The sequence below is a fragment of the Populibacterium corticicola genome, from assembly GCF_042683685.1.
Taxonomy (GTDB): Bacteria; Actinomycetota; Actinomycetes; order Actinomycetales; family Cellulomonadaceae; genus Timonella; species Timonella corticicola.
Window position 1 is genome coordinate 402,856 of record NZ_JBHUOP010000004.1, and the last position, 21,106, is coordinate 423,961.

Consider the following 21,106-nt stretch of genomic DNA (forward strand, 5'->3'; position numbering starts at 1 on the left):
AGCGGGAGCCCTACTCGCTGTCTGACTGCAGGGCGTGGATTGCGTCGCCACCTGTGATCAGTGGAAAGAGCTCATCGAAGGAAGCGCCAAGGGTCTGTGCACGGCGTGCGGAGGCGAGGGCCGCATCATAGAGCAGAGCCCGGTCGGCGGGAGCCACCGAGGCAACCAGCGTGAGGTAGTCGGCGGCAAGATCCTTTTCCACAGATTGCGTGATGGTGGCGATCTCCTTATTAGTCGCCACCGGTTCCTCGGCACTCAACTGAAAAGGAAGGGCGTAGGCGATACGCCGCGGATCGTTGGCAGTCTGGGAGACACCTGCCATCTCGGCAAGCAACTGAGCCTGATCGCGGTGCAGTTTGGCGTAAGACAACAGGCGGGTACGGGATTTCGGCTCCCTCATCGCCGCAGACACCTCGTAGACGTATCCGGCGTAGTCCTCGGCCACTACGAGCGCAACGAACTGTTCATCGCTCAACACCGGTTCGGAAGTCGTCCACTCACCAGGCAAGAGGGCTTCAGGGTCCGCTATCTCCACCTCGGCCAGTTTCATCAACTGTTGAGCCTCAAGCGCATGTGAGATGCCAAGGGCCGCCACGGCACGAGCCAGGTGTGGGTCTTCAGCAATGTCCAGCGAAGAACGAACCCGTGCCGCCGATTCGATCAGGCGCGCTGCGGTCGACGCAGGATCAGCCTCCGTGACGATTGGCAATGATGCATCAGTGTCCTGTGCGCTGGCCGTTGGATCGCCGGCATCTGGAAGCCCAGAGACATACGTTCCTCCCAGCGCATCCTGGCGAGCCATCGCGACCTGTTCGATTGAGGAGAGCAATTCGCTCAGCGCCTCGTCCGAGACGTCGGCGGCGCTGAGGGCAGCATGCTGTTGGATCAGAGCGAGGTCGTTGACAATCGCCTGCCGAGTGATTTCGTTCTCGTCAGGGATCGGCTCTGACGGAGGTGTGGTCTCAAGACGAATCCCACAGGCAGCCAGCAAGAACACGAGCATGCCCGCCGTGATAGTGGTCACGAACCGGTGTGCACTGCCGCTCACCCGTTCTGTTCCCGCCGCACCCGGCAATGGGCGATATTCCGCAGCAGCAACGTGCTCGTGGCGGTACTGTGCCATGTGTTTTACCGGCTCCCTGAATCAAATACGCTAACCGTGCGCGCAAAGTGTGTTGACGGTGACTCTCAAATTGAATGAGCAAAACTCAACCTTCTCGGTAATCTTAGTTTAAGAACAAGTTCATACCGGTTAGTTTTCTGCCCGGTTCGCGTGCGACGTCGACAGGAGAGAAAGTGACAACGCCACTCACACCAGAGGACCTAGAGGCTGTGCTGCAACCGGTAGTCGAACAAGTTGGCCTATACCTTGAAGAGGTCAAGGTTCAGGCCTCAGGGAAAACCACGATCGTTCGCGTAACCGTCGATGCCCTTGACGTCACTGCTCCCGCAGTAACGCTCGATGAGGTGGCTGTGGCATCGCGCGCCATTTCAGATGCTCTCGATGAAGTTCCGGCGCTACGTGACGCCTACACCCTCGAGGTGTCCTCGCCGGGCACCAACCGCCCACTGACAACGCAGCGCCACTTTGCTCGCGCGATTGGGCGACTGATAGCGGTCAAGCGAACTGAGGGCAAAGACTTCACACAGCGGCTGCTCGCTGTATCCGACAGCACGGTGGAGTTCGAAGAGGTCGGTACCATCTCACTTGACGATATCCGCAAGGCAAAGGTCGAGGTTGAACTCAAACGCGCCGAGCAGGTTGCGGACTCTGAACTTGAAGATTTTCATGACGGCGACGCCGACACCGGGGCAAAGGAGTAAATAATGGACATCGATATGAGCGCACTGCGCATGCTGGAGCGCGAACGAGAGATCAGCCTGGACGTTCTCATCGAAGCGATCGAGCAGGCGTTGGCCGTTGCCTACCAGCGGACCCCGGATGCCTACCCGAATGCTCGCGTCGAGGTTGACCGTAAATCGGGACACGTCGTGGTGTGGGCTCGTGAGGAAGTCATCGTTGAACCCGAAAGCGTCGACGAAGAGGGCTACCTGATCCCTGCAGTCAAGGAACTCGGCCCAGAGTTCGATCACACGCCATCAGACTTCGGGCATGTGGCGACGGCAACTGCGCGCCAGGTTATCTTCCAGCGTCTGCGCGATGTGGAAGACGATCAGGTCCTTGGGCAGTTCAAGGACAAGGAAGGCCAACTTGTCTCGGGAATCATCCAGCAGGGGGCAAATCCACGCGTCGTCAACGTTGATCTTGGCAACGGAATCGAGGCGCAACTCCCAGAGCACGAGCAGGTGCCCACGGAACGGTACCGCCACGGTGAGCGCATCCGTGCATACGTGCTCGAGGTGGCCCGTCGCATGCGTGGTCCAGCAATCACTTTGAGCCGCACCCATCCAAACCTGGTGCACCGCCTGTTCGAACTTGAGGTTCCCGAGGTTGCCGACGGCACCGTGGAGATCGTATCGATCGCCCGCGAGGCCGGTTACCGTACCAAGCTTGCTGTGCGCACCCGCGTTGCAGGACTGAACGCCAAAGGCGCGTGCATCGGACCAATGGGCGCCCGAGTTCGTGCGGTCATGGCTGAATTGGGTGGAGAGAAGATCGATATCGTCGACTACACCGATGATGCAGAACAGTTCATCGCCTCGGCGCTGTCGCCAGCCTCTGTCGACTCCGTGACGGTACTCGATGCGGCGGCGCGCTCTGCTCGGGTGATCGTTCCCGACTATCAGCTTTCGCTCGCGATCGGCAAGGAAGGCCAGAACGCCCGCCTTGCAGCAAAACTCACGGGTTGGAAGATCGACATCCACTCGGACTCCGAGTCAGACTCGTAAACTTTAAGCGAAACTCGTAAAATGTGACGAGAATCAGTGCCGCGCGTCGCTCTTTGAGACGCGCGGCACCAACATGTCCGCATGAAAAGCGGTAGAATTGATGCGACTGACGCGCTGACGTGAGTTCACGGGATATCCGTAAACGTCACGCGATGTTGAGAGAGGAACTTTTGGTTCAGCAGATTCACAGGCCGGTGCGTACCTGCATCGGATGCCGGACCACCGACTCAACTTCAGAACTTTTTCGCGTAGTGCTTAAGCACGGCCAACACCGCGGGCACGCGCAAGGAGACCAAGACGACGCAGCCACCAAGCAGGTGTGTCGCGTCGTCGTGGATTACTTCTTGCGAGAGCCCGGACGTGGTGCGTGGCTGCACTTGAACACCAGGTGCTTGGAACTAGCCCAGAAGAAGCGAGCTTTTTCGCGGGCATTTCGAACACACGGCGAGATTGACCTCTCAGACGTTAGCCAGTTCGTTGCAACTGGCGCCACACCTGAGGCCAAGATCTAGCCAATTGAGTCGCGCGCACCGGTGCGCGGCTTAAGACACGTCGATCAGGAAGCGGGTAAGAAGCCGATGGGCACCCGATGAGTACTCAGCGATGAGTCCGTGTAACTAACGACGGTCCTCCCAGTCCGGGTGGACCGAGACTGGAGAGTTGTGGCTAAAATCCGCGTCTACGAGCTTGCCAAAGAGCTCGGGGTGGAAAGCAAAACCATCATGGGGAAGTTGACTGAACTCGGTGAGTTCGTCCGTTCAGCATCCTCGACTATCGAACCACCAGTGGTTCGTAAACTGCGCGACGCGTTCCCCGCGTCGGGCGCTGGCAGCGATGCGCCAGCACAGAAGACTGCACCGAAAACGGCTGCAAAGAACCCGGCAAAGCCCGCTGCCAAGGCAGCGTCAAAGCCCGAGGCTCCAACTGAAGCACCTGCAACTGAGGCGCCGGCAAAGGCGGCAGCAGTTAAACCTGCTGCAAAACCAGCTCCGAAGCCTGCCGCCAAGGCCGCGCCAGCGGAAAAGACTGCGGATGCCAAGCCAGCGGCGAAGCCAAACGCCGGTGAGTCGAAGGCAGCGGCACGTCCAGGTGGTCCGCGTCCGGGTAACAACCCGTTCGCGACCACTCAGGGGATGCCCCGTGCTGGTGCGGGATCGTCCCGCCAGGGTGGCCCCCGTCCAGGATCGCGCCCAGGCGCTGGCGGACAGGGCGGTCCACGACCAAGTGGCCCACGCCCGGGCAACAACCCATTCACTGACAAGCAGCAGTCCCGCCCAGAACGCGGTGGCCGTCCAGAACGTTCCGAGCGCCCAACAAACAACGCCCCACGTGGCGGCGAAGGCCAGGCAGCCGAGGCACGCACTGGTGGTCCACGCCCAGGCGGTCCGCGTCCGGGAGGACCCCGTCCAGGTGGTCCACGCCCGAACCCGGGTATGATGCCTGGTCGCCCTGCAGCAGGCCCACGCCCAGGCGGGGAACGTAGTGGCGGTCGCGGTGGAGCACGCGGAGGCTTCGGCGGTCGCGGTGGCTCTGGCGCACCAGCAGGACAGGGCGCTGGTGCCGGTGCTGGCCAGAACACCGGTCCTAACCAGGGCGGCGGCGGATTCGCTGGCCGCGGTGGACGACCAGGTCCAGGTGGCCGTGGTACAACCGCCGGTGCCTTCGGTCGTGGTGGCGGAAAATCCGTTAAGGGACGCAAGTCGAAGCGGGCGAAACGCCAAGAGTTCGAGCAGATGCAGGCACCATCACTGGGTGGCGTCACGGTGCCACGCGGCGACGGTTCGACCGTTGTTCGCTTGCGTCGCGGCTCCTCACTTTCGGACTTCGCCGACAAGATCGATGCAAACCCAGCAAGCCTGGTGACGGTTCTGTTCCACCTCGGTGAGATGGCAACTGCCACCCAGTCGCTCGATGAGGACACATTCGGTACCCTCGGCGCTGAACTTGGCTACGTTATCGAGATGGTTTCAGCGGAAGACGAGGACCGCGAACTACTTGGTGGCTTCGACATCGACCTTGAAGCGGAAGAAGCTGCTGAGAAGGAAGAGGATCTGACCTCTCGCCCTCCAGTGGTAACCGTTATGGGTCACGTTGACCACGGTAAGACTCGACTGCTCGACGCGATTCGTAAGTCGGACGTTATCTCCGGTGAAGCTGGCGGTATTACCCAGCACATCGGTGCCTACCAGGTCAAGACCACGGTCGATTGCAACGAACGCGCACTGACCTTCATTGACACCCCTGGTCACGAAGCGTTCACGGCTATGCGTGCTCGTGGTGCCCAGGTGACCGACATCGCGATCCTCGTGGTCGCAGCAGATGACGGTGTGATGCCGCAAACCGTTGAGGCGCTCAACCACGCGCAGGCCGCAGGCGTGCCAATCGTGGTGGCGGTCAACAAGGTTGATAAGGACACCGCCAACCCAGCGAAGATCCGTCAGCAGTTGACCGAGTACAACCTCGTTGCTGAAGAGTACGGTGGCGACACGATGTTCGTGGATGTCTCGGCTAAGCAGAACATGGGTATCGACTCGCTGCTTGAAGCAGTCGTGCTCACGGCAGATGCTTCTCTTGACCTGCGTGCAAACGCAAACAAGGACGCGCGCGGTGTCGCTATTGAAGCCAACCTCGACAAGGGGCGCGGTGCTGTGGCAACTGTGCTCGTTGAATCGGGAACGCTGAATGTTGGAGACTCAATCGTTGCGGGAACCGCTCACGGTCGTGTGCGCGCAATGTTTGACGAGCACGGCGGTGCGGTCAAGGCTGCTGGTCCGGCGCGCCCGGTCATGGTGCTTGGTCTGACCTCCGTGCCTCGCGCAGGTGACAGTTTCCTTGTCGCACCAGATGACCGTACTGCACGCCAGATCGCTGAGAAGCGTGAGGCGGCGGAGCGTGCTGCACTTCTGGCTAAGCGTCGTAAGCGCATCAGCCTCGAAGACTTCACCCAGGCTCTTGAGCAAGGCAAGGTTGAGACCCTCAACCTGGTACTCAAGGGTGACGTCTCCGGTGCGGTTGAAGCACTTGAGGACTCGCTGCTCAAGATCAACGTCGGTGACGAGGTCGATCTGCGTATCATCCACCGCGGTGTCGGTGCGATCACGCAGAACGATGTCAACCTGGCAACGGTCGACAACGCAATCATCCTCGGCTTCAACGTGAAGCCAGCGGAGCGCGTTGCCGAACTCGCTGACCGCGAAGGCGTGGACATCCGCTACTACTCGGTCATCTACCAGGCACTGGAAGATGTTGAGGCAGCCCTGAAGGGTATGCTCAAGCCAGAGTACGAGGAAGCACAACTTGGAAGCGCAGAGATCCGCGAGATCTTCCGTTCTTCGAAGTTCGGAAACATCGCAGGTTCGATTGTTCGGTCCGGTGAGATTCGCCGTAACTCCAAGGCCCGCGTCATCCGTGATGGAGTGGTTGTCGGAGACAACCTCACGATTGAGTCGCTCAAGCGGTTCAAGGACGATGCAGTCGAGGTCCGCGAAGGCTTCGAGTGTGGTATCGGACTTGGCTCGTTCAACGACCTCCAGCTTGGTGACACCATTGAGACCTGGGAAATGCGCGAGAAGCCACGTGCTTGATAGCGTCTGACCTACTGCCGGTAGGTGGTAGGAGAGTGAGTGAGGGCACCAGTTTGAATCGAACTGGTGCCCTTTCTCACGTGGGGTTCCGCTACCCGCGTATCCGGCGGTCAGCGCTTTGACCCTGTTCTATGCTTAAAAGAAAAAGGAGTGAGTACGATGGTTGATCACCCACGCGCACGTAAACTGGCAGACCGCATTCAGGTCATTGTCGCAAAGATGCTGGATTCTCGGATCAAGGACCCGCGCCTGGGGTTTGTCACGATCACGGATGTCCGGGTTACCGGCGACCTACAGAACGCTTCAATCTTCTACACGGTACTCGGCGATGAAACCGATCGTGAGAACACCGCCAAGGCTCTCGAATCGGCCAAGGGAACGATCCGTTCCGAGGTCGGCAAGCAGACCGGTATCCGGTTGACCCCTGCGTTGTCGTTCCACCTTGATGCGGTTCCTGAGGCAGCGGCAAGTTTCGATGCGGCGCTCCTTGAGGCCCAGCGTCGTGACGCCGAACTGAAGGCTCTCCGTGAGGGTAAGACGTTCGCGGGCGAGGAAGACCCCTACCGCATTGCGGATGAGAATGCATCGGATGAGGAAGCCTAGGTTTTGACTTCTTCGCGGAACACCGTCCGGCGTCACAGTGCGCCGGACGGAATCGTTGTGGTGGATAAACCGCAGGGTTGGACCTCGCATGATGTTGTGTCGAAAATGCGTGGTCTTGCGGCGACGCGCAAGGTAGGGCATGCGGGGACCCTCGATCCCATGGCGACGGGCGTGCTGGTCATCGGTATCGGTAAGGCAACCAAACTGCTGCACTACATTGTGGGTGCGGACAAGGACTATGACACCACGATCCGGCTCGGATTCAGCACCGACACCGAGGACGCGGAGGGAACGTCACTGAGCGAGACCTCAAGCGCTCCGCAGAGACTTGAACTTGAAGACCTCCAACGGGCAGCGGATACTCTCACCGGGGACATCATGCAGGTTCCGAGTGCGGTTTCCGCCATCAAGATCGATGGGAAGCGGGCGTATGATCGGGTGCGTTCCGGTGAAGACGTTGTGATTCCCGCGCGGCCAGTTCACGTTTCTCGCTTCCACATCACTGGAATCGAGAAGGCCAGCAGTCAATACGGAGACGTGTGGGATGTACACGCCTCGGTGACTGTGTCTTCAGGAACCTATGTGCGGGCGCTTGGTCGTGATCTGGCTCGGGCGCTGGGCACCGAGGGACACCTGACGATGCTGCGCCGCACACGTGTCGGCGGTTACAGCATTGACACTGCTGCACCGCTCGAGGCTCTGCAGCAACAGGTGGAACAACACCAGGTTATTGACGTTCTCCCACTCGCCCAGGCGGCATCGGCCAGTTTCCCGGTGCGTCACCTGAGCGAGGACGAGGTGATTGCGCTCGGTTACGGCAAGCGCCTGTCCCCACAACACCAGTCCCTCGAGGACGTGGAAGAATCGACCGCAAGTGAGGTCACGCAACTGTATGCGGGGGCTTCCTCGCACGGTGAACTGATTGCACTGCTGAAAGACGATGGACGTAAAGCCCAACCCGTGGTTGTGTTTGCGCCGCGCCAGTAGGGCAGTCAGTTGTTCGTGAACCAAGTACAAGGAGCTTAAGAAGTGCTGACGTATGAACATCTGACCGATGTTCGGCTTGATGGCCCGACCGTTGTGACGATCGGTAATTTTGACGGCGTGCACAAGGGACACCAGTTCGTTCTGGAGAAGACGATTGCCGCGGCTGCGGCACGTGATGCTCAGTCTGCTGTTGTGACGTTTGATCCCCATCCGGCTCTTGTACATCGTCCTGAGTGTGCACCGCCGTTGTTGACGGGACGTCGTGATCGACTTGAACTCATCGAAACCGCGGGCATAGACGTGGCGCTCGTCATTCCCTATACCCTTGAGTTTGCGCAGTTGACGGCGCGAGATTTCGTGGAGCGGTACTTTGTCCGCGGTCTGAACGCGTGTGCGGTCGTGATCGGTCGCGATGTCCGGTTTGGCAAGGATAATGCCGGTGACCTGGACGCGCTTGAGGTTCTTGGCCGGGAGTTCGGCTTTGAGGTCATCGTGGTTGATGACTTTGGCGCGCCGGATGGGGGTGAGCGGTGGAGTTCCTCGGTGGTTCGCCAGTTGGTGTTCTCAGGTGAGATGTTGGCGGTCACGACTCTGCTCGGTCGTCCTCATCGAGTCCGCGGTGAGGTTGTGCATGGTGATGCTCGGGGCAGAGAGTTGGGTTTCCCGACCGCGAACATGTCGCAGTCCTCGGACGGCATGGTTCCTGCGGACGGAGTATATGCGGGCTGGCTGTCGGTGGTAGATGGAGACCGCTCCGAGCAGCACATGCCTGCTGCCATTTCGGTGGGAACCAATCCGACCTTTGATGGCGAGGAACGTCGAGTCGAGTCGTTTGTGATTGACCGTAAGGGCCTCGAACTGTACGGGAAAGAGGTCATCGTTGAGTTCGTACAGCGCCTACGACCAACTGTGAAGTTTGATTCGCTTGACGCGCTCATCGACCAGATGAATCTGGACGTTGACAAAGCCCGACTCATTTTAGGGTAGTTCTCCCCATTGTTTTGATTGGCGACGAGTTGGTTGATAAACGCAGGTCAGATCACCACACGCTCGGCGATGCCGGGCGCACTGGGTGCGCCACCGGGAAGTGCGGATGAAAACGCGGTAAGTTCTTGGAACAAAGTGCCGAATAGCACGGGGAAAGCATTTCATAGCGGACCGAGAATGATCCGCGATCACACGGGGGACACGCATAATGCGTAAGATCGGGGCGTCACTCACGACGGCCGCACTCACAGCCAGCCTCATCGTTGTTCCGGTAGTCGGCTCGAACGCCGAATCGGAAGCAGCCGATGTATCAACACAGACCATTGAAGTCGACGGGGTGGCATCAGCGGCACTGCGCGACGATACGGTGCTCGAAGCAGCGGTCGAGGAGGATATCCCGACAGCCGTTGAAGCGGATATCCCGCAGCCAGAGGCCAAGGAGAACCTGAGTGCGGACATACTGCACAAACTCAGCAATCCGGGGGACTCGTCGGAAATCGACGAGGACCAACTCGCTGCGCTGAGCGTGAAGAAAACCACCAAACCATTCATGCTGGCCGGAATCACCTGGGCCGCCGACAGCGATGTCGAGGTCGTGACAGCCGACGCCCGTCTGCTTGAGGACGGGGAGTGGACAGAATGGACCTCGTTGGAACTTCTGCCCGCGCAGGAAGGCGATAAGCGGGCGGGCACCGAACCTATCGTCAGTCCGAATGCGACCGGCGTGCAGGTGCGCGTGCTGACCACAGAGGGAACGACTCCCAAGGACCTCGAGGTGACTCTCGTTGATCCGGGTGAGAGCGACAACGACAACGTCATGGCATCCGATAACTCGATTCCGTCAAGCGCCGAGGCCAGCCAATCAGCTACAGCGCTGAAACCGAAGGTCGTACCTCGTGAGACGTGGATGGGTGCAGGGGATGCGAAGCTGACCACCTGGACGCAGGACTACTCCGCCAGACTCGACGCCATGTATGTCCACCACACCGCAGGATCAAACACCTACGGCAAGAGCGATGGCGCCAAGATCGTCCGCTCTGTTTACACCTATCACGCCAAAACGCTTGGGTGGGGAGACATCGGCTACCAGTTCCTCGTGGACAAGTACGGAAACATCTTCGAAGGACGCCACGACGCAATCGAATCCCTGCCCGTCGGCGCGCAAGCCGCAGCCTACAACACCGGAACCATCGGCGTGAGCGCACTCGGCAACTATGAGACCGCCCAACCCACCGCGGAACTCATAGAGGCTCTGACAAAGGTGCTGGCGTGGAAAGCCTACGAGCACGGGCTTGACCCACTCGCAACGACCCGGCTGCTCACAGGGGCTGGGAGTAGTGCCCGCGCCAAGACTGGAACCTACGTGACCGTGCCAACAATCCTTGGGCATAGGGACACCAATGCAACCGCATGCCCTGGTAAGAACCTCTACCCACGACTCGCCGCCATCCGTGCTGACGTGGCCAAGCGAGTAAATGCGACAACCGCAACCTACGGTTCCTATACGCCTGCGCTCGCGACACCAAAGGTCAACAAGGTCAACTCGGTCATACTGTCAGACAAGGTCACGATCTCGTGGGACCCCGTGCCCGGCGCAACCCGGTACCACGTCATGACCCGGCTCGCGAACAAGGGAAACGCCCTCGGCGCTGACAACTGGTGGGCACTGCACAAGAACGTGACCACCTCCAACACCACTCTCACCTTCGCGGCCGGTCAGACCCGATACGTCGCGGTCCGTGCCGTGAATGCGACCGGACACTCATTCCCCGTCAAAGTCGCGCAGATTACTCGCCCGGTGGCCGCAACCACGGCGAAGGCATCGTCTGGATGGACCAACCAGTCAGCCACGGCCCACTACAGCGGGACCGCTAAGCGTGCGACCACAACCGGACGTACCCTCGACTTCGGCAGCGTTGCAGCAACCCGTAAGGTGGCCGTCGTCGGTTCAACCGGTCCGAGCGCAGGGAACATTGAGGTCCTCGTCGATGGCAAGGTCCGTGGCACGCTGAACTTCAACGCAGGCACCGCCAAGAACAACGTCATAAAAACTCTTGATCTTGGTCAGGCGACGAAGGGCAACATCACGCTGCGCACCGCTGGAACCGGCAGCAGTTGGATGGTGGCGGGAGTGGCCTTCCAGCCCGTGGAGCAAGGTGCGCCAAAACTGCCAGACTCCAAGTCGCCGACCAGCAAGTCGCCGAGCCAGGGTCTCGCGGTTCCCTCTGTCACGAAACTTCCTGCCAAGAGCGCCCCGGTGCAACTGCACACCACGGCGACCTACCGGTGGAAGAAGGCGCAGGGAGCCGTCGCGTATGAAATCGGGATCAAACAGTCCAACTTCAACCGTGCGGTTCCAACCAAAGTCAAGATTCATGCCAAGACGACCAAACTGTCATACAAGCTGAAAATCCCTGCCGGACACACGGTTCGCGCCTACGTGCGCTCAGTCGGGTCCGATGGCAAAACCTCGAAATGGGCCGCTCTTGGAACCATCAACAGGCCTCCCACCACCAAGCATCTGATCCGAACAACGGGGGCGAAGAAGTGGACCAAGCCTCGTGACAAGCGGTACTACCGTGGATACGTGCTGCAGGCGAACAAGAAGGGCGCCACGATCAAGGTCAACAAGGTCAAGGGCGTCAAGCGAGTCGCCGTGACTGTCTCGACGGCACCCAACTCCGGGAACCTGGCCGTCTATGCCGGAAAAACGCGGGTCAAAACGCTCTCCCTGACTTCACAGAAGACGGTCTATCAAAAGCGGTTCATCGTCAACCTGCCGAAGACCTACTCGGGCACGATCTCGTTGAAGTCGATGAACAACAAACCAGTCCGCGTGAGCGCTGTCACGCTGCTCAGGTAGGAGAAAGGCTCGGTATCCACCCGCGACGCTGATAGGATGGTTAGGCCGTTAGATCGGCCGCGGATTGATAGAGCTTGGGTGGATATGCCCCAAAGCGCCGCGCAACGAAGGATTGAAGGAGAGCCGTGCCGCTCGATTCAGCAACCAAGAAGAGCATCATCGCCGAATACGGTGCCAACGAGGGCGACACCGGTTCGCCAGAGGTACAGATTGCACTGCTTAGCCAGCGCATCAAGGACCTCACCGAGCACCTCAAGACCCACAAGCACGACCACCACTCGCGTCGTGGCCTGCTGCTCCTCGTAGGTCAGCGCCGTCGCCTCCTCGGATACCTTGAGAAGGTAGACATCGAGCGTTACCGTTCGATCAAGGAACGCCTCGGCCTACGTCGCTGATGTTCTGGAATCCAGCCTAGTCCCATCTTTGGGGCTGGGCTGGATCAGTATCTGGCCCGTTTTTATCGAGCGGGCCATTGCATTACCCAATCAGGGAGAACAGTGAACGTTTTGCTCGGTCCTCGGTAGTGGCTTCCGGGAGTAAACCTGCCCGTGAGCCTCGATCGAAGACCGCCAAACGAAACTGCTCTTCCATTGCTTAGAAATGGAGGGCCTCATGGAGGGTCCAGAAATTCAGTTCGCCGAAGCGATCATTGACAATGGTCGTTTTGGTAAGCGCACCGTGCGCTTCGAAACAGGGCGTCTCGCACGCCAAGCCGCAGGTTGCGCAACCGCATACCTCGACGGCGAAACCATGCTCCTCTCGGCAACCGCCGTAGGCAAGCAGCCAAAGGACCAGTTCGACTTCTTCCCACTGACCGTGGACGTTGAAGAGCGTATGTACGCTGCTGGTCGTATTCCAGGCTCGTTCTTCCGCCGTGAAGGACGCCCATCGACCGAGGCCATCCTTGCGTGCCGCCTCATCGACCGTCCGCTGCGCCCAAGCTTTGTCAAGGGTCTGCGCAACGAGGTCCAGGTTGTCGTGACCGTTATGGCGATCCACCCAGATGACGCCTACGACGTGCTCGCGATCAACGCTGCGTCCATGTCGACTCAGCTTTCGGGTCTGCCATACTCCGGTCCAGTCGGTGGTGTGCGTGTAGCACTCATCGATGACCAGTGGGTTGCCTTCCCGAAGTACTCCGACAAGGAGCGCGCAGTCTTCGAGATGGTCGTTGCCGGCCGTGTTGTTGGCGATGACGTTGCCATCATGATGGTTGAAGCAGAAGCGACCGACAACTCGTGGAAGCTCATCAAGAACGAGGGCGCTACCGCTCCAACCGAAGAGGTTGTCGCTGAAGGTCTTGAGGCTGCAAAGCCATTCATCAAGGCTCTGTGCGACGCTCAGGCTGACCTTGCTGCTCGCGCTGCAAAGCCAGTACAGGAGTTCCCACTCTTCCTCGACTACGAAGACGACGTATTCGCAGCCGTTGAGGGTGCTATCTCCGGTGAACTTGCCGAGGCACTGACCATCGCTGACAAGCAGACCCGCGAGAACCGCCTCGACGAGGTGAAGGAACTCGCCTTCGAGCGTGTTGGCGAGCAATTCGCTGAGCGTGACAAGGAGATCTCCGCTGCGGTTCGTTCGCTCACCAAGGCACTCGTGCGTAAGCGCGTTTTGACCGAGGGCGTTCGTATCGACGGTCGTGGACTCGCCGACATCCGTACCCTCTCCGCAGAGGTAGAGGTTGTCCCACGCGTACACGGTTCGGCAATCTTCGAGCGTGGCGAAACCCAGATCCTGGGTATCACCACCCTGAACATGCTCAAGATGGAGCAGCAGATCGACTCGCTCGGTCCAGAAACCCGCAAGCGTTACATGCACAACTACAACTTCCCGCCATACTCGACCGGTGAGACCGGCCGCGTGGGAAGCCCGAAGCGCCGCGAAATCGGTCACGGCGCACTCGCAGAGCGTGCACTCGTGCCAGTTCTGCCTTCGCGTGAAGAGTTCCCATACGCGATCCGTCAGGTCTCCGAGGCTCTCGGATCCAACGGATCGACCTCGATGGGTTCAGTCTGTGCATCGACCCTTGCACTGTTCAACGCCGGTGTGCCGCTGCGCGCACCAGTTGCCGGTATCGCAATGGGTCTGATCTCGGACACCGTTGATGGCGAAACCCGCTATGCGGCATTGACCGACATCCTCGGTGCCGAGGACGCCTTCGGCGACATGGACTTCAAGGTTGCCGGTACCCGCGAGTTCGTGACCGCAATCCAGCTCGACACCAAGCTCGACGGCATCCCAGCCTCCGTTCTTGCTGGCGCGCTGACCCAGGCCCGCGACGCACGTCTGACCATCCTTGACGTCATCAACGAGGCAATCGACACTCCTGACGAGATGAGCCCACACGCACCACGTGTGATCAGCGTCCAGGTTCCAGTGGACAAGATCGGTGAGGTCATTGGCCCTAAGGGCAAGATGATCAACCAGATCCAGGAGGACACCGGCGCCGACATCTCGATCGAGGACGACGGAACTGTCTACATTGGCGCGGTTGACGGTCCATCCGCCGAGGCAGCACGCGCTGCTATCAATGCGATCGCAAACCCACACGTACCTGAGGTGGGCGAGCGTTTCGTGGGAACCGTCGTCAAGACCACCACCTTCGGTGCGTTCATCTCGCTCACCCCAGGCAAGGACGGTCTGCTGCACATCAGCCAGATCCGCAAGCTCGTCGGTGGAAAGCGCGTTGAGAACGTCGAGGACGTGGTCTCAGTGGGTCAGAAGATCCAGGTCGAGATCGCTGAGATCGACCCACGTGGCAAGCTGTCACTCGCCGCAGTTGTTGAAGAGGCCGACGCTCCAGAAGAAACTGAAGGCTGATCTGCAACGTGGTATGGAATCTACCTCTGCTCGAGTCAGGCAATCCTGACAACGAGTTGAGCGTCCAGCAGGACGGTGCGGTGGTTCGCCGCACCGTCCTGCCAGGCGGCGTCCGAGTTTTATCTGAACAACTTCCGGGTCAACGTTCCGCGTCTATCGGCGCATGGGTGAACGTTGGCTCCCGTGACGAGCGTTCTGGTCATTTCGGTTCAACGCACTTCCTTGAGCACCTGCTGTTCAAGGGGACAAAGCGACGTACTGCAATGGACATCGCTGAGGCATTCGATGCTGTTGGCGGTGAGGCGAATGCCGTCACCGGAAAGGAGAACACCTGCTATTACGCGCGTGTTCTCGACACTGATCTACCCATGGCCGTTGACGTCATCAGTGACATGGTCACCTCGGCTTTGATTGACCCTGACGAACTCGAGACCGAGCGTGGGGTCATTCTCGAAGAACTCGCCATGAACGACGATGACCCAGGTGACGTCGTGCATGAGAAGTTCTCCGAGACGGTACTGGCAGGTCATGACCTTGGCCGTCCCATAGGTGGCACGCCGGAGACCATCAACGCGGTTCCCCGCGAAGCCGTGTGGGAGCACTACCAGAACCACTACCAACCTGAAACCCTCGTGTTTACGGCTGCGGGCAACATCGATCACGATGCACTGTGCGCCCAGATTTCCGACGAGTTGGTTCGTGGCGGCTGGAACCTTACGCCGGGTGCTACACCCCGCGTGCGCCGGGACACGACCCCAATCGAGGGGATCGGTCTTGAGGGCCGCGAGTTGACGGTGACCCGTCAGGTTGAGCAAGCGAATGTGATCATCGGGTCGACCGGTATCACGGGAACCGATGAACGGCGCTTCCAACTGTCCGTGCTGAGTGCTGTGCTTGGCGGCGGAATGTCATCGCGTCTGTTCCAGGAGATTCGCGAACGTCGTGGTCTGGCGTATTCAACCTACTGCTTTGGCTCATCGCACGTGGGCATTGGCACCTTCGGTCTGTATGCGGGCTGCGCCCCGTCAAAGATCGATGAGGTATCCAAGCTCATGGTCGTTGAACTGGAGAAGATGGCGGATAGCGGGATCACCGAATCCGAGCTAAAACGTTCGATCGGGCAGTTGTCCGGCTCCCTTGTGCTCGGGCTTGAGGACTCGGGTTCTCGTATGAACCGACTTGGCCGAGCAGAACTCGTGACGGGTGAGTTGCTTTCCTTGCAGGAGTCGTTGGAACGCATTAAGTCCGTGACACGTGAAGAGGTGCAGACTCTGGCTGCGGAACTGGCCGCACGACCACGCTCTGTGGTCCGAGTTGGTCCGTTCGCCGCGTAGGGGAATCAATCAGTGAGGGACTGACCAGTCAGTGGGCTTGGCCGCGTACAACGTAGGTTCGAGCCGTACACTACTGGTCAGTCCTTTCATTTTTACTGTCGTCAGATTGCGGGGAACATCGTGATTAAGGTTGCTGTGCTGGGTGCACGCGGTCGTATGGGACAAAACGTCTGTGCTGCGGTTGAGGCCGCACCGGACCTAGAACTCGTTGCGGCGGTTGACGCCGGTGACGATTTCTCAACTGTGGCGCGTAGCGGTGCTCAGGTAGCGGTGGACTTCACCGTTCCGAGCGTTACCGAGGACAATGTGCATAAACTCATTGACGCTGGTATTCATGCCGTAGTCGGAACCACGGGATGGACCGATGAGAGTCGCGCTCGCGTGGCAGAACACCTTGAGCGTGATGGCCGCGGACTCGGTGTTTTGATTGCCCCCAACTTTGGTCTGTCCGCTGTGTTGGCAATGACATTCGCCAAGAAGGCAGCACGCTACTTTGAGTCGGTCGAGGTCATTGAATTGCACCACCCGGATAAGGTCGATGCTCCTTCGGGCACTGCTCGACACACTGCACACGCTATCGCTCAGGCTCGCGCCGAGGCTGGCGTGGCTGCAAGTCCAGACGCAACCACTGAGGGTCACGAGGCCCGTGGCATGGATGTTGAGGGCGTCAAGGTTCATGCGGTGCGCCTGCGCGGGTTGGTCGCTCACGAGGAGGTCCTGCTCGGGAACGTTGGCGAGCAGCTCACGATCCGTCAGGACTCGTTCGATCGGGTCTCGTTCATGCCAGGGGTTCTGCTGGGTGTTCGTGAGGTTGTGTCGCGTCCGGGTCTGTCGGTGGGCCTTGAGAACCTGATGGACCTAGGTTAGACCGGGTTAAAGTCAAGTATTGTTAAGGGAGTCCAGCATGCGCTGGGCTCCCTTATCTGATCTGGAGTCATTGTGCGCCCCAAGCAACTCATCGCACCGGTTTTGGTGACCCTGCTTCTTGCGATTTTCCTGTATGCGGCGGGCACCCGAATCGTGGCGATGGCTCAAACCGGCGAGCCGGTCATGATCGCCATAGCTATCGCAGTGTCGCTCGTGCTGTTTGCGATCCTGTATGGGATTGCCAAGGAATGGCGAATGGCATTTACTGTGTCGCGGATGGGTGAGGAGTTGGCGGCGCGTGGCGAGTTGCCGGTTGATGATTTGCCGCGCAGCGCGAGCGGCCGGATTGACCGCGAGGCGGCTGACGCTCAGTTTGTTGTACTGCGTGAGGCGGTTGAGGCCAACGAGGATAACTGGACGGGTTGGTACAACCTGGCGTTTGGTTACGACGCGGCGGGCGACCGCAAGCGCGCCCGCGAGGCGCTGCGCACGGCTGCGCGCTTGTACCGCCAGGAGTCGCGGTAGGCGTCGCGGGATCGCGCTAGGTTTGCTTGGCGACGATTCGGCTGGGTTCCAGCGCGCCTCAAGGCAGCCTTAGTGCTTGCAGGCAAGAACCCCGTCTCCCTGCACAGCGGGCCTGAAACGGGCTCAGACGCACGTAGAACGCGGACACTCAACAGGATTTACCCGCCGATCAGCGCGGTCCAGCGTTCCTCAACGATTTCGCGGTCTTCGCTGACCTGTAGGTGGCGGATGCGCCCGGCCTCGCCGAACCCTGCTGAGGCAAAGAACTGCTGTTTGGCCTGGGCATCGCGGGGGAGCCACACGTTTGCTGAGTTGGCCCCATCTTGACGTAGCCGATCAACAGCGGCCGAGAGCAGCCGTGATCCGTGGCCTTCGCGCTGGTGGAGTGGATCGACCTCAAAGGCCACAATCAGTTCGGGGGATACCGCACAGAACCCAACGACCTGCTGCGCGGCAAGCGCGGTGAGCACGGAGAATCCGGGACCGGGGGGCGTGGTGATGGCGGTGCGCCACTGCTCGGCCATGGCGTCGAGGTCGAGTGATTCGAGGGTGTCTGCGCCGAGCGGTTCAGCGATTGTTTGTGCCCAAGCAGCGTGTTGGATACGTGCGAGTTCTGCGGCATCTCGTTCTATTGCGGGGCGGACTGAAACATCTGCGTGCTCGGTGAAGAGCGCCATGACTACACCTTTGTTTGGCTGGGGGAGTGCGTTATCGATTCTAGTGGGTTGCGAGGGGTAACCCCTAAAGCCCTCTCATGGGGGCACTTGATCTCGCGTTAGGGCCGGGCAACGTATCGTGTGGACAGATATTCGAGGAGTCCTTCGCTGCCGCCTTCGCGCCCGAGGCCGGAGTGTTTGACGCCTCCGAACGGTGCCGTCGCATCGGAGATGACTCCGCGGTTCAGACCGAGCATCCCGGTGTCAATTTCGGCCCGGAACCGGTCAGCGGTCGCAAGCGAGGTTGTGTAGGCATACGCAGCCAGTCCATATTCGGTGCTGTTTGCAAGTTCGATTGCCTCGTCAAGGTCCTCGTAGGTAATGATCGGCGCGACCGGTCCGAAAATTTCCTGGCCAAGGATCGGGTCAGTGGCGTTGGTCTGCAGGATGGTAGGGGGATAGAAATATCCATCCTTGGGTGACTCGGTGGCCTGATAGGTGAGTGAGGCCCCGTGTCCGAGCGATTCGCTGACCAGTTGCGAGACCTTGTCCACGGCGTCGGCAGAGATGAGCGGACCAACAGTCGTGTCCTCGGCAGTGCCTGCTCCGACCACGAGCTTGGCAAATGCCTGCTTCAGTTGTTCCGCGAACTCGTCTGCGACGGTTTGCGCGACGATGAACCTGTTCGCGGCGACGCAGGTCTGTCCGGAGTTCCGCATCTTCGCTGCCATCGCCCCCTGCACGGCCGCGGGGAGATCAGCGTCCTCGGCCACAATGAACGGTGCATTGCCGCCCAGTTCCATCGAGGTCCGCAGGATATGCGGCGCGGCCTGCTGCAATAGTTGTGCCCCAACCGCCGTGGAACCGGTGAACGATAGTTTTCGCAGCCGCGAATCGCCCAGCAGCGTATCGGATAACCCTCCAGAGTGCGTGGAGGGCAGGACGCTCAGGGTTCCAGTGGGAAGGTCATGCTTTGCGACGAGTCGGTTTGTCAGGTCCGCGAAGTACAGTGCCGTCAGCGGCGTGGCTGAGGCGGGCTTGAGGATGGAGGTGCAGCCCGCTGCGATCGCTGGGGCGATCTTGCGTGTTGCCATGGCCAGCGGGAAATTCCACGGTGTGATGAGATAGGCCGGGCCTACCGGGCGGTGGAGTACTTCGATGGTGTGCCCATCGGGAGCGCTGCGGATTAGACCGGGGATACGCAATGCCTCTTCCGCATACCAGCGCAGGTAGTTTGCCCCGTAGTGCACCTCAGCCTGGGATTCAGCGAGAGGCTTTCCGTTCTCCGCCGTCATGATGGCCGCTAACTCAGATTGGTGTGCCATGACCTCGCGGTATAGATCGTGAAGGAAGTCTGAGCGTTGCCGTGGTGTCGTGCGGGCCAGTTCCTGCTGCGCGGCCACAGCCGCGTCCAGAGCGACGGCGGCATCGGCTGGTCCGGCATTTGCAACGTGCCTGAGGGTTTCGCCGGTTGCTGGATCTGTGACCTCGAACGATTCACCAGACGAGGCGGTTTGCCACCGTCCGTCAATCAGTAGTTCGGTGTGGATGGAAGCGAGAAGTTCAGCACTGTTGGGCATGATGCCAGTATGTCGCGCCTGGCACCAACATGCAGCCGGAGTCGCTAGACTATAGTCTGGCCGAAAGCAGTTTACGGCGCTTTATACGGGAACAAAGGGACATGTGGTGAATACCGAATACGAAGACTTCATCGGTCACGTTTTGGAGCATGGCACCCCCAAATCTGATCGGACGGGAACCGGAACCCGCAGTGTGTTCGGACACCAAATGCGATTCGACCTGTCACGGGGCTTCCCCCTGATCACAACGAAGCGCGTGCACTTCAAATCGGTCGTTGGTGAACTCCTGTGGTTCCTACGCGGGGATTCCAACGTGAAATGGCTCCAAGACAACGGCATCCGCATCTGGAATGAATGGGCCGATGAGGACGGCGAACTCGGTCCCGTGTACGGGGTGCAGTGGCGTTCGTGGCCGACCCCCGATGGCGGGCACATCGACCAGATATCCCAAGTCATCGAGACTCTGAAAACCAACCCGGACTCACGGCGCATCCTCGTCTCAGCGTGGAATGTCTCGGAACTCGACCAGATGGCGCTCATGCCGTGTCACGCGTTCTTCCAGTTCTACGTGGCCGATGGCAGGCTCTCCTGCCAGCTCTACCAGCGCTCCGCTGACCTGTTCCTCGGCGTCCCGTTCAACATCGCCTCATATGCGCTGCTCACCTACATGGTGGCTCAGCAGTGCGACCTTGAGGTGGGGGAGTTCATCTGGACCGGTGGGGACTGCCACATCTACAACGACCACATCGACCAAGTGGCAGAGCAACTTTCCCGGGAGCCCTATCCGTTTCCAACGCTCAGCCTGCGTAAAGCCAGCGACATCTTCTCCTACACGTTTGAGGACATCGTGGTCGAGAACTACACGCACCACCCGGCCATCGCAGCAAAGGTCTCGGTGTGAGTGAGGATTCTCCGCGTATCGCGATGATCTGGGCCCAAGCGAATGGCGGTGTCATTGGGCACGGTGGTGACATGCCCTGGTACCTGCCGGAAGACTTTGCGCACTTCAAAGCGAAGACCCTCGGAGCGCCCGTGATCATGGGGAGCGCCACCTGGCGCTCGCTGCCCAAGGCCTTCCGGCCGCTGCCTAGACGAACCAACATAGTGCTCACGCGCGATCCACACCTCGATGCAGCCGGCGCTCACCTCGCTGGCGATGTCGACCAGGCCATCGCACTGGCGGGCAAATCTGCCCAACTCACCGGCTCGTCGACAATCTGGATCATCGGCGGGGGTAAAATCTATTCGCAGTTCATGAACTACGCCGAGGTCCTTGAAGTCACCCACATCAACCTTGACGTTGTCGGCGACACGCATTCGCCACACATCGCACCACAGTTCACCCTGACGCACCGTGAGCCGGAAACCGGCTGGAACGAATCGCGAACAGGACTCCACTACGCTTTCGCAACCTACACAAGGAGAGGGGACGCCGCCTGAGTTAGCG

18 protein-coding genes are annotated in these 21,106 nt (G+C 59.8%); 15 read left to right on the forward strand and 3 right to left on the reverse strand.

The window, feature by feature from the left end; translation table 11 throughout:
- Positions 1–10: 10 nt before the first annotated feature.
- Positions 11–1,123, reverse strand: a complete 1,113-nt coding sequence (locus ACFSYH_RS11320; protein ID WP_377467062.1) for a DUF4439 domain-containing protein — start codon at positions 1,121–1,123, stop codon at positions 11–13.
- A 173-nt stretch (positions 1,124–1,296) separates the two neighbouring features.
- Here ACFSYH_RS11320 and ACFSYH_RS11325 point away from each other — a divergent pair, with 173 nt between their 5' ends.
- The 13 genes from ACFSYH_RS11325 to ACFSYH_RS11385 all read left to right on the forward strand — a co-directional run bounded on the left by ACFSYH_RS11325 (position 1,297) and on the right by ACFSYH_RS11385 (position 17,423).
- On the forward strand, positions 1,297–1,824 hold the full coding sequence (locus tag ACFSYH_RS11325; RefSeq protein WP_377467063.1) for a ribosome maturation factor RimP: 528 nt from the start codon (positions 1,297–1,299) through the stop codon (positions 1,822–1,824).
- A gap of 3 nt (positions 1,825–1,827) precedes the next feature.
- Entirely contained in the window at positions 1,828–2,850 is a 1,023-nt protein-coding gene (nusA, locus tag ACFSYH_RS11330; protein WP_377467064.1) for a transcription termination factor NusA, read from the forward strand.
- Positions 2,851–3,002: 152 nt separating this feature from the next.
- Positions 3,003–3,362 carry a YlxR family protein gene (locus ACFSYH_RS11335; protein WP_377467197.1) on the forward strand — a complete coding sequence of 120 codons (360 nt, stop codon included), beginning with the start codon at positions 3,003–3,005 and terminating at the stop codon, positions 3,360–3,362.
- A 150-nt stretch (positions 3,363–3,512) separates the two neighbouring features.
- Entirely contained in the window at positions 3,513–6,434 is a 2,922-nt protein-coding gene (infB, locus tag ACFSYH_RS11340) for a translation initiation factor IF-2 (protein ID WP_377467065.1), read from the forward strand.
- Positions 6,435–6,593: 159 nt separating this feature from the next.
- The gene (rbfA, locus tag ACFSYH_RS11345) at positions 6,594–7,037 is read left to right on the forward strand and encodes a 30S ribosome-binding factor RbfA (RefSeq protein ID WP_377467066.1); all 444 of its coding nucleotides are present in this window, start codon (positions 6,594–6,596) and stop codon (positions 7,035–7,037) included.
- 3 nt (positions 7,038–7,040) lie between these two features.
- Complete coding sequence (truB, locus tag ACFSYH_RS11350) at positions 7,041–8,024, forward strand: tRNA pseudouridine(55) synthase TruB (RefSeq protein ID WP_377467067.1); 984 nt, start codon at positions 7,041–7,043, stop codon at positions 8,022–8,024.
- Positions 8,025–8,066: 42 nt separating this feature from the next.
- Complete coding sequence (locus tag ACFSYH_RS11355) at positions 8,067–9,011, forward strand: bifunctional riboflavin kinase/FAD synthetase (RefSeq protein ID WP_377467068.1); 945 nt, start codon at positions 8,067–8,069, stop codon at positions 9,009–9,011.
- A 208-nt stretch (positions 9,012–9,219) separates the two neighbouring features.
- On the forward strand, positions 9,220–11,874 hold the full coding sequence (locus ACFSYH_RS11360) for an N-acetylmuramoyl-L-alanine amidase (RefSeq protein ID WP_377467069.1): 2,655 nt from the start codon (positions 9,220–9,222) through the stop codon (positions 11,872–11,874).
- Between the two features lie 125 nt (positions 11,875–11,999).
- Complete coding sequence (gene rpsO / locus ACFSYH_RS11365; RefSeq protein ID WP_377467070.1) at positions 12,000–12,269, forward strand: 30S ribosomal protein S15; 270 nt, start codon at positions 12,000–12,002, stop codon at positions 12,267–12,269.
- A gap of 217 nt (positions 12,270–12,486) precedes the next feature.
- Positions 12,487–14,697 (forward strand): polyribonucleotide nucleotidyltransferase, encoded by a 2,211-nt coding sequence (locus ACFSYH_RS11370; RefSeq protein WP_377467072.1) that lies wholly within the window; start codon positions 12,487–12,489, stop codon positions 14,695–14,697.
- Positions 14,698–14,705: 8 nt separating this feature from the next.
- Complete coding sequence (locus ACFSYH_RS11375; RefSeq protein ID WP_377467073.1) at positions 14,706–16,031, forward strand: M16 family metallopeptidase; 1,326 nt, start codon at positions 14,706–14,708, stop codon at positions 16,029–16,031.
- Between the two features lie 120 nt (positions 16,032–16,151).
- Positions 16,152–16,898, forward strand: a complete 747-nt coding sequence (dapB, locus tag ACFSYH_RS11380) for a 4-hydroxy-tetrahydrodipicolinate reductase (RefSeq protein ID WP_377467074.1) — start codon at positions 16,152–16,154, stop codon at positions 16,896–16,898.
- Between the two features lie 72 nt (positions 16,899–16,970).
- A complete protein-coding gene (locus ACFSYH_RS11385; RefSeq protein WP_377467075.1) occupies positions 16,971–17,423 on the forward strand; it encodes a hypothetical protein in 453 nt (150 codons plus the stop codon).
- Between the two features lie 158 nt (positions 17,424–17,581).
- Here the strand turns inward: ACFSYH_RS11385 and ACFSYH_RS11390 are convergent, their stop codons facing one another.
- Together ACFSYH_RS11390 and ACFSYH_RS11395 are read right to left on the reverse strand one after the other, a co-directional pair.
- The gene (locus ACFSYH_RS11390) at positions 17,582–18,100 is read right to left on the reverse strand and encodes a GNAT family N-acetyltransferase (RefSeq protein WP_377467077.1); all 519 of its coding nucleotides are present in this window, start codon (positions 18,098–18,100) and stop codon (positions 17,582–17,584) included.
- Between the two features lie 98 nt (positions 18,101–18,198).
- Positions 18,199–19,659, reverse strand: a complete 1,461-nt coding sequence (locus ACFSYH_RS11395; RefSeq protein WP_377467078.1) for an NAD-dependent succinate-semialdehyde dehydrogenase — start codon at positions 19,657–19,659, stop codon at positions 18,199–18,201.
- Between the two features lie 103 nt (positions 19,660–19,762).
- Between ACFSYH_RS11395 and ACFSYH_RS11400 the strand changes: the two genes are divergently transcribed.
- Both ACFSYH_RS11400 and ACFSYH_RS11405 read left to right on the forward strand, forming a co-directional pair.
- Positions 19,763–20,560, forward strand: coding sequence for a thymidylate synthase (locus tag ACFSYH_RS11400; RefSeq protein ID WP_377467079.1), 798 nt, complete (start codon positions 19,763–19,765; stop codon positions 20,558–20,560).
- The gene (locus tag ACFSYH_RS11405; RefSeq protein ID WP_377467080.1) at positions 20,557–21,099 is read left to right on the forward strand and encodes a dihydrofolate reductase; all 543 of its coding nucleotides are present in this window, start codon (positions 20,557–20,559) and stop codon (positions 21,097–21,099) included. The genes ACFSYH_RS11400 and ACFSYH_RS11405 overlap by 4 nt, the downstream gene beginning before the upstream one ends.
- Positions 21,100–21,106: the final 7 nt, after the last annotated feature.

Bases quoted from the DNA above. Each gene is read 5' to 3' on its own strand.
- ACFSYH_RS11320 (WP_377467062.1), bottom strand. From the start codon at position 1,123: ATGGCACAGTACCGCCACGAGCACGTTGCTGCTGCGGAATATCGCCCA.
- nusA (WP_377467064.1), top strand. From the start codon at position 1,828: ATGGACATCGATATGAGCGCACTGCGCATGCTGGAGCGCGAACGAGAG.
- ACFSYH_RS11335 (WP_377467197.1), top strand. From the start codon at position 3,003: ATGTTGAGAGAGGAACTTTTGGTTCAGCAGATTCACAGGCCGGTGCGT.
- rbfA (WP_377467066.1), top strand. From the start codon at position 6,594: ATGGTTGATCACCCACGCGCACGTAAACTGGCAGACCGCATTCAGGTC.
- ACFSYH_RS11360 (WP_377467069.1), top strand. From the start codon at position 9,220: ATGCGTAAGATCGGGGCGTCACTCACGACGGCCGCACTCACAGCCAGC.
- ACFSYH_RS11370 (WP_377467072.1), top strand. From the start codon at position 12,487: ATGGAGGGTCCAGAAATTCAGTTCGCCGAAGCGATCATTGACAATGGT.
- ACFSYH_RS11390 (WP_377467077.1), bottom strand. From the start codon at position 18,100: ATGGCGCTCTTCACCGAGCACGCAGATGTTTCAGTCCGCCCCGCAATA.
- ACFSYH_RS11395 (WP_377467078.1), bottom strand. From the start codon at position 19,659: ATGCCCAACAGTGCTGAACTTCTCGCTTCCATCCACACCGAACTACTG.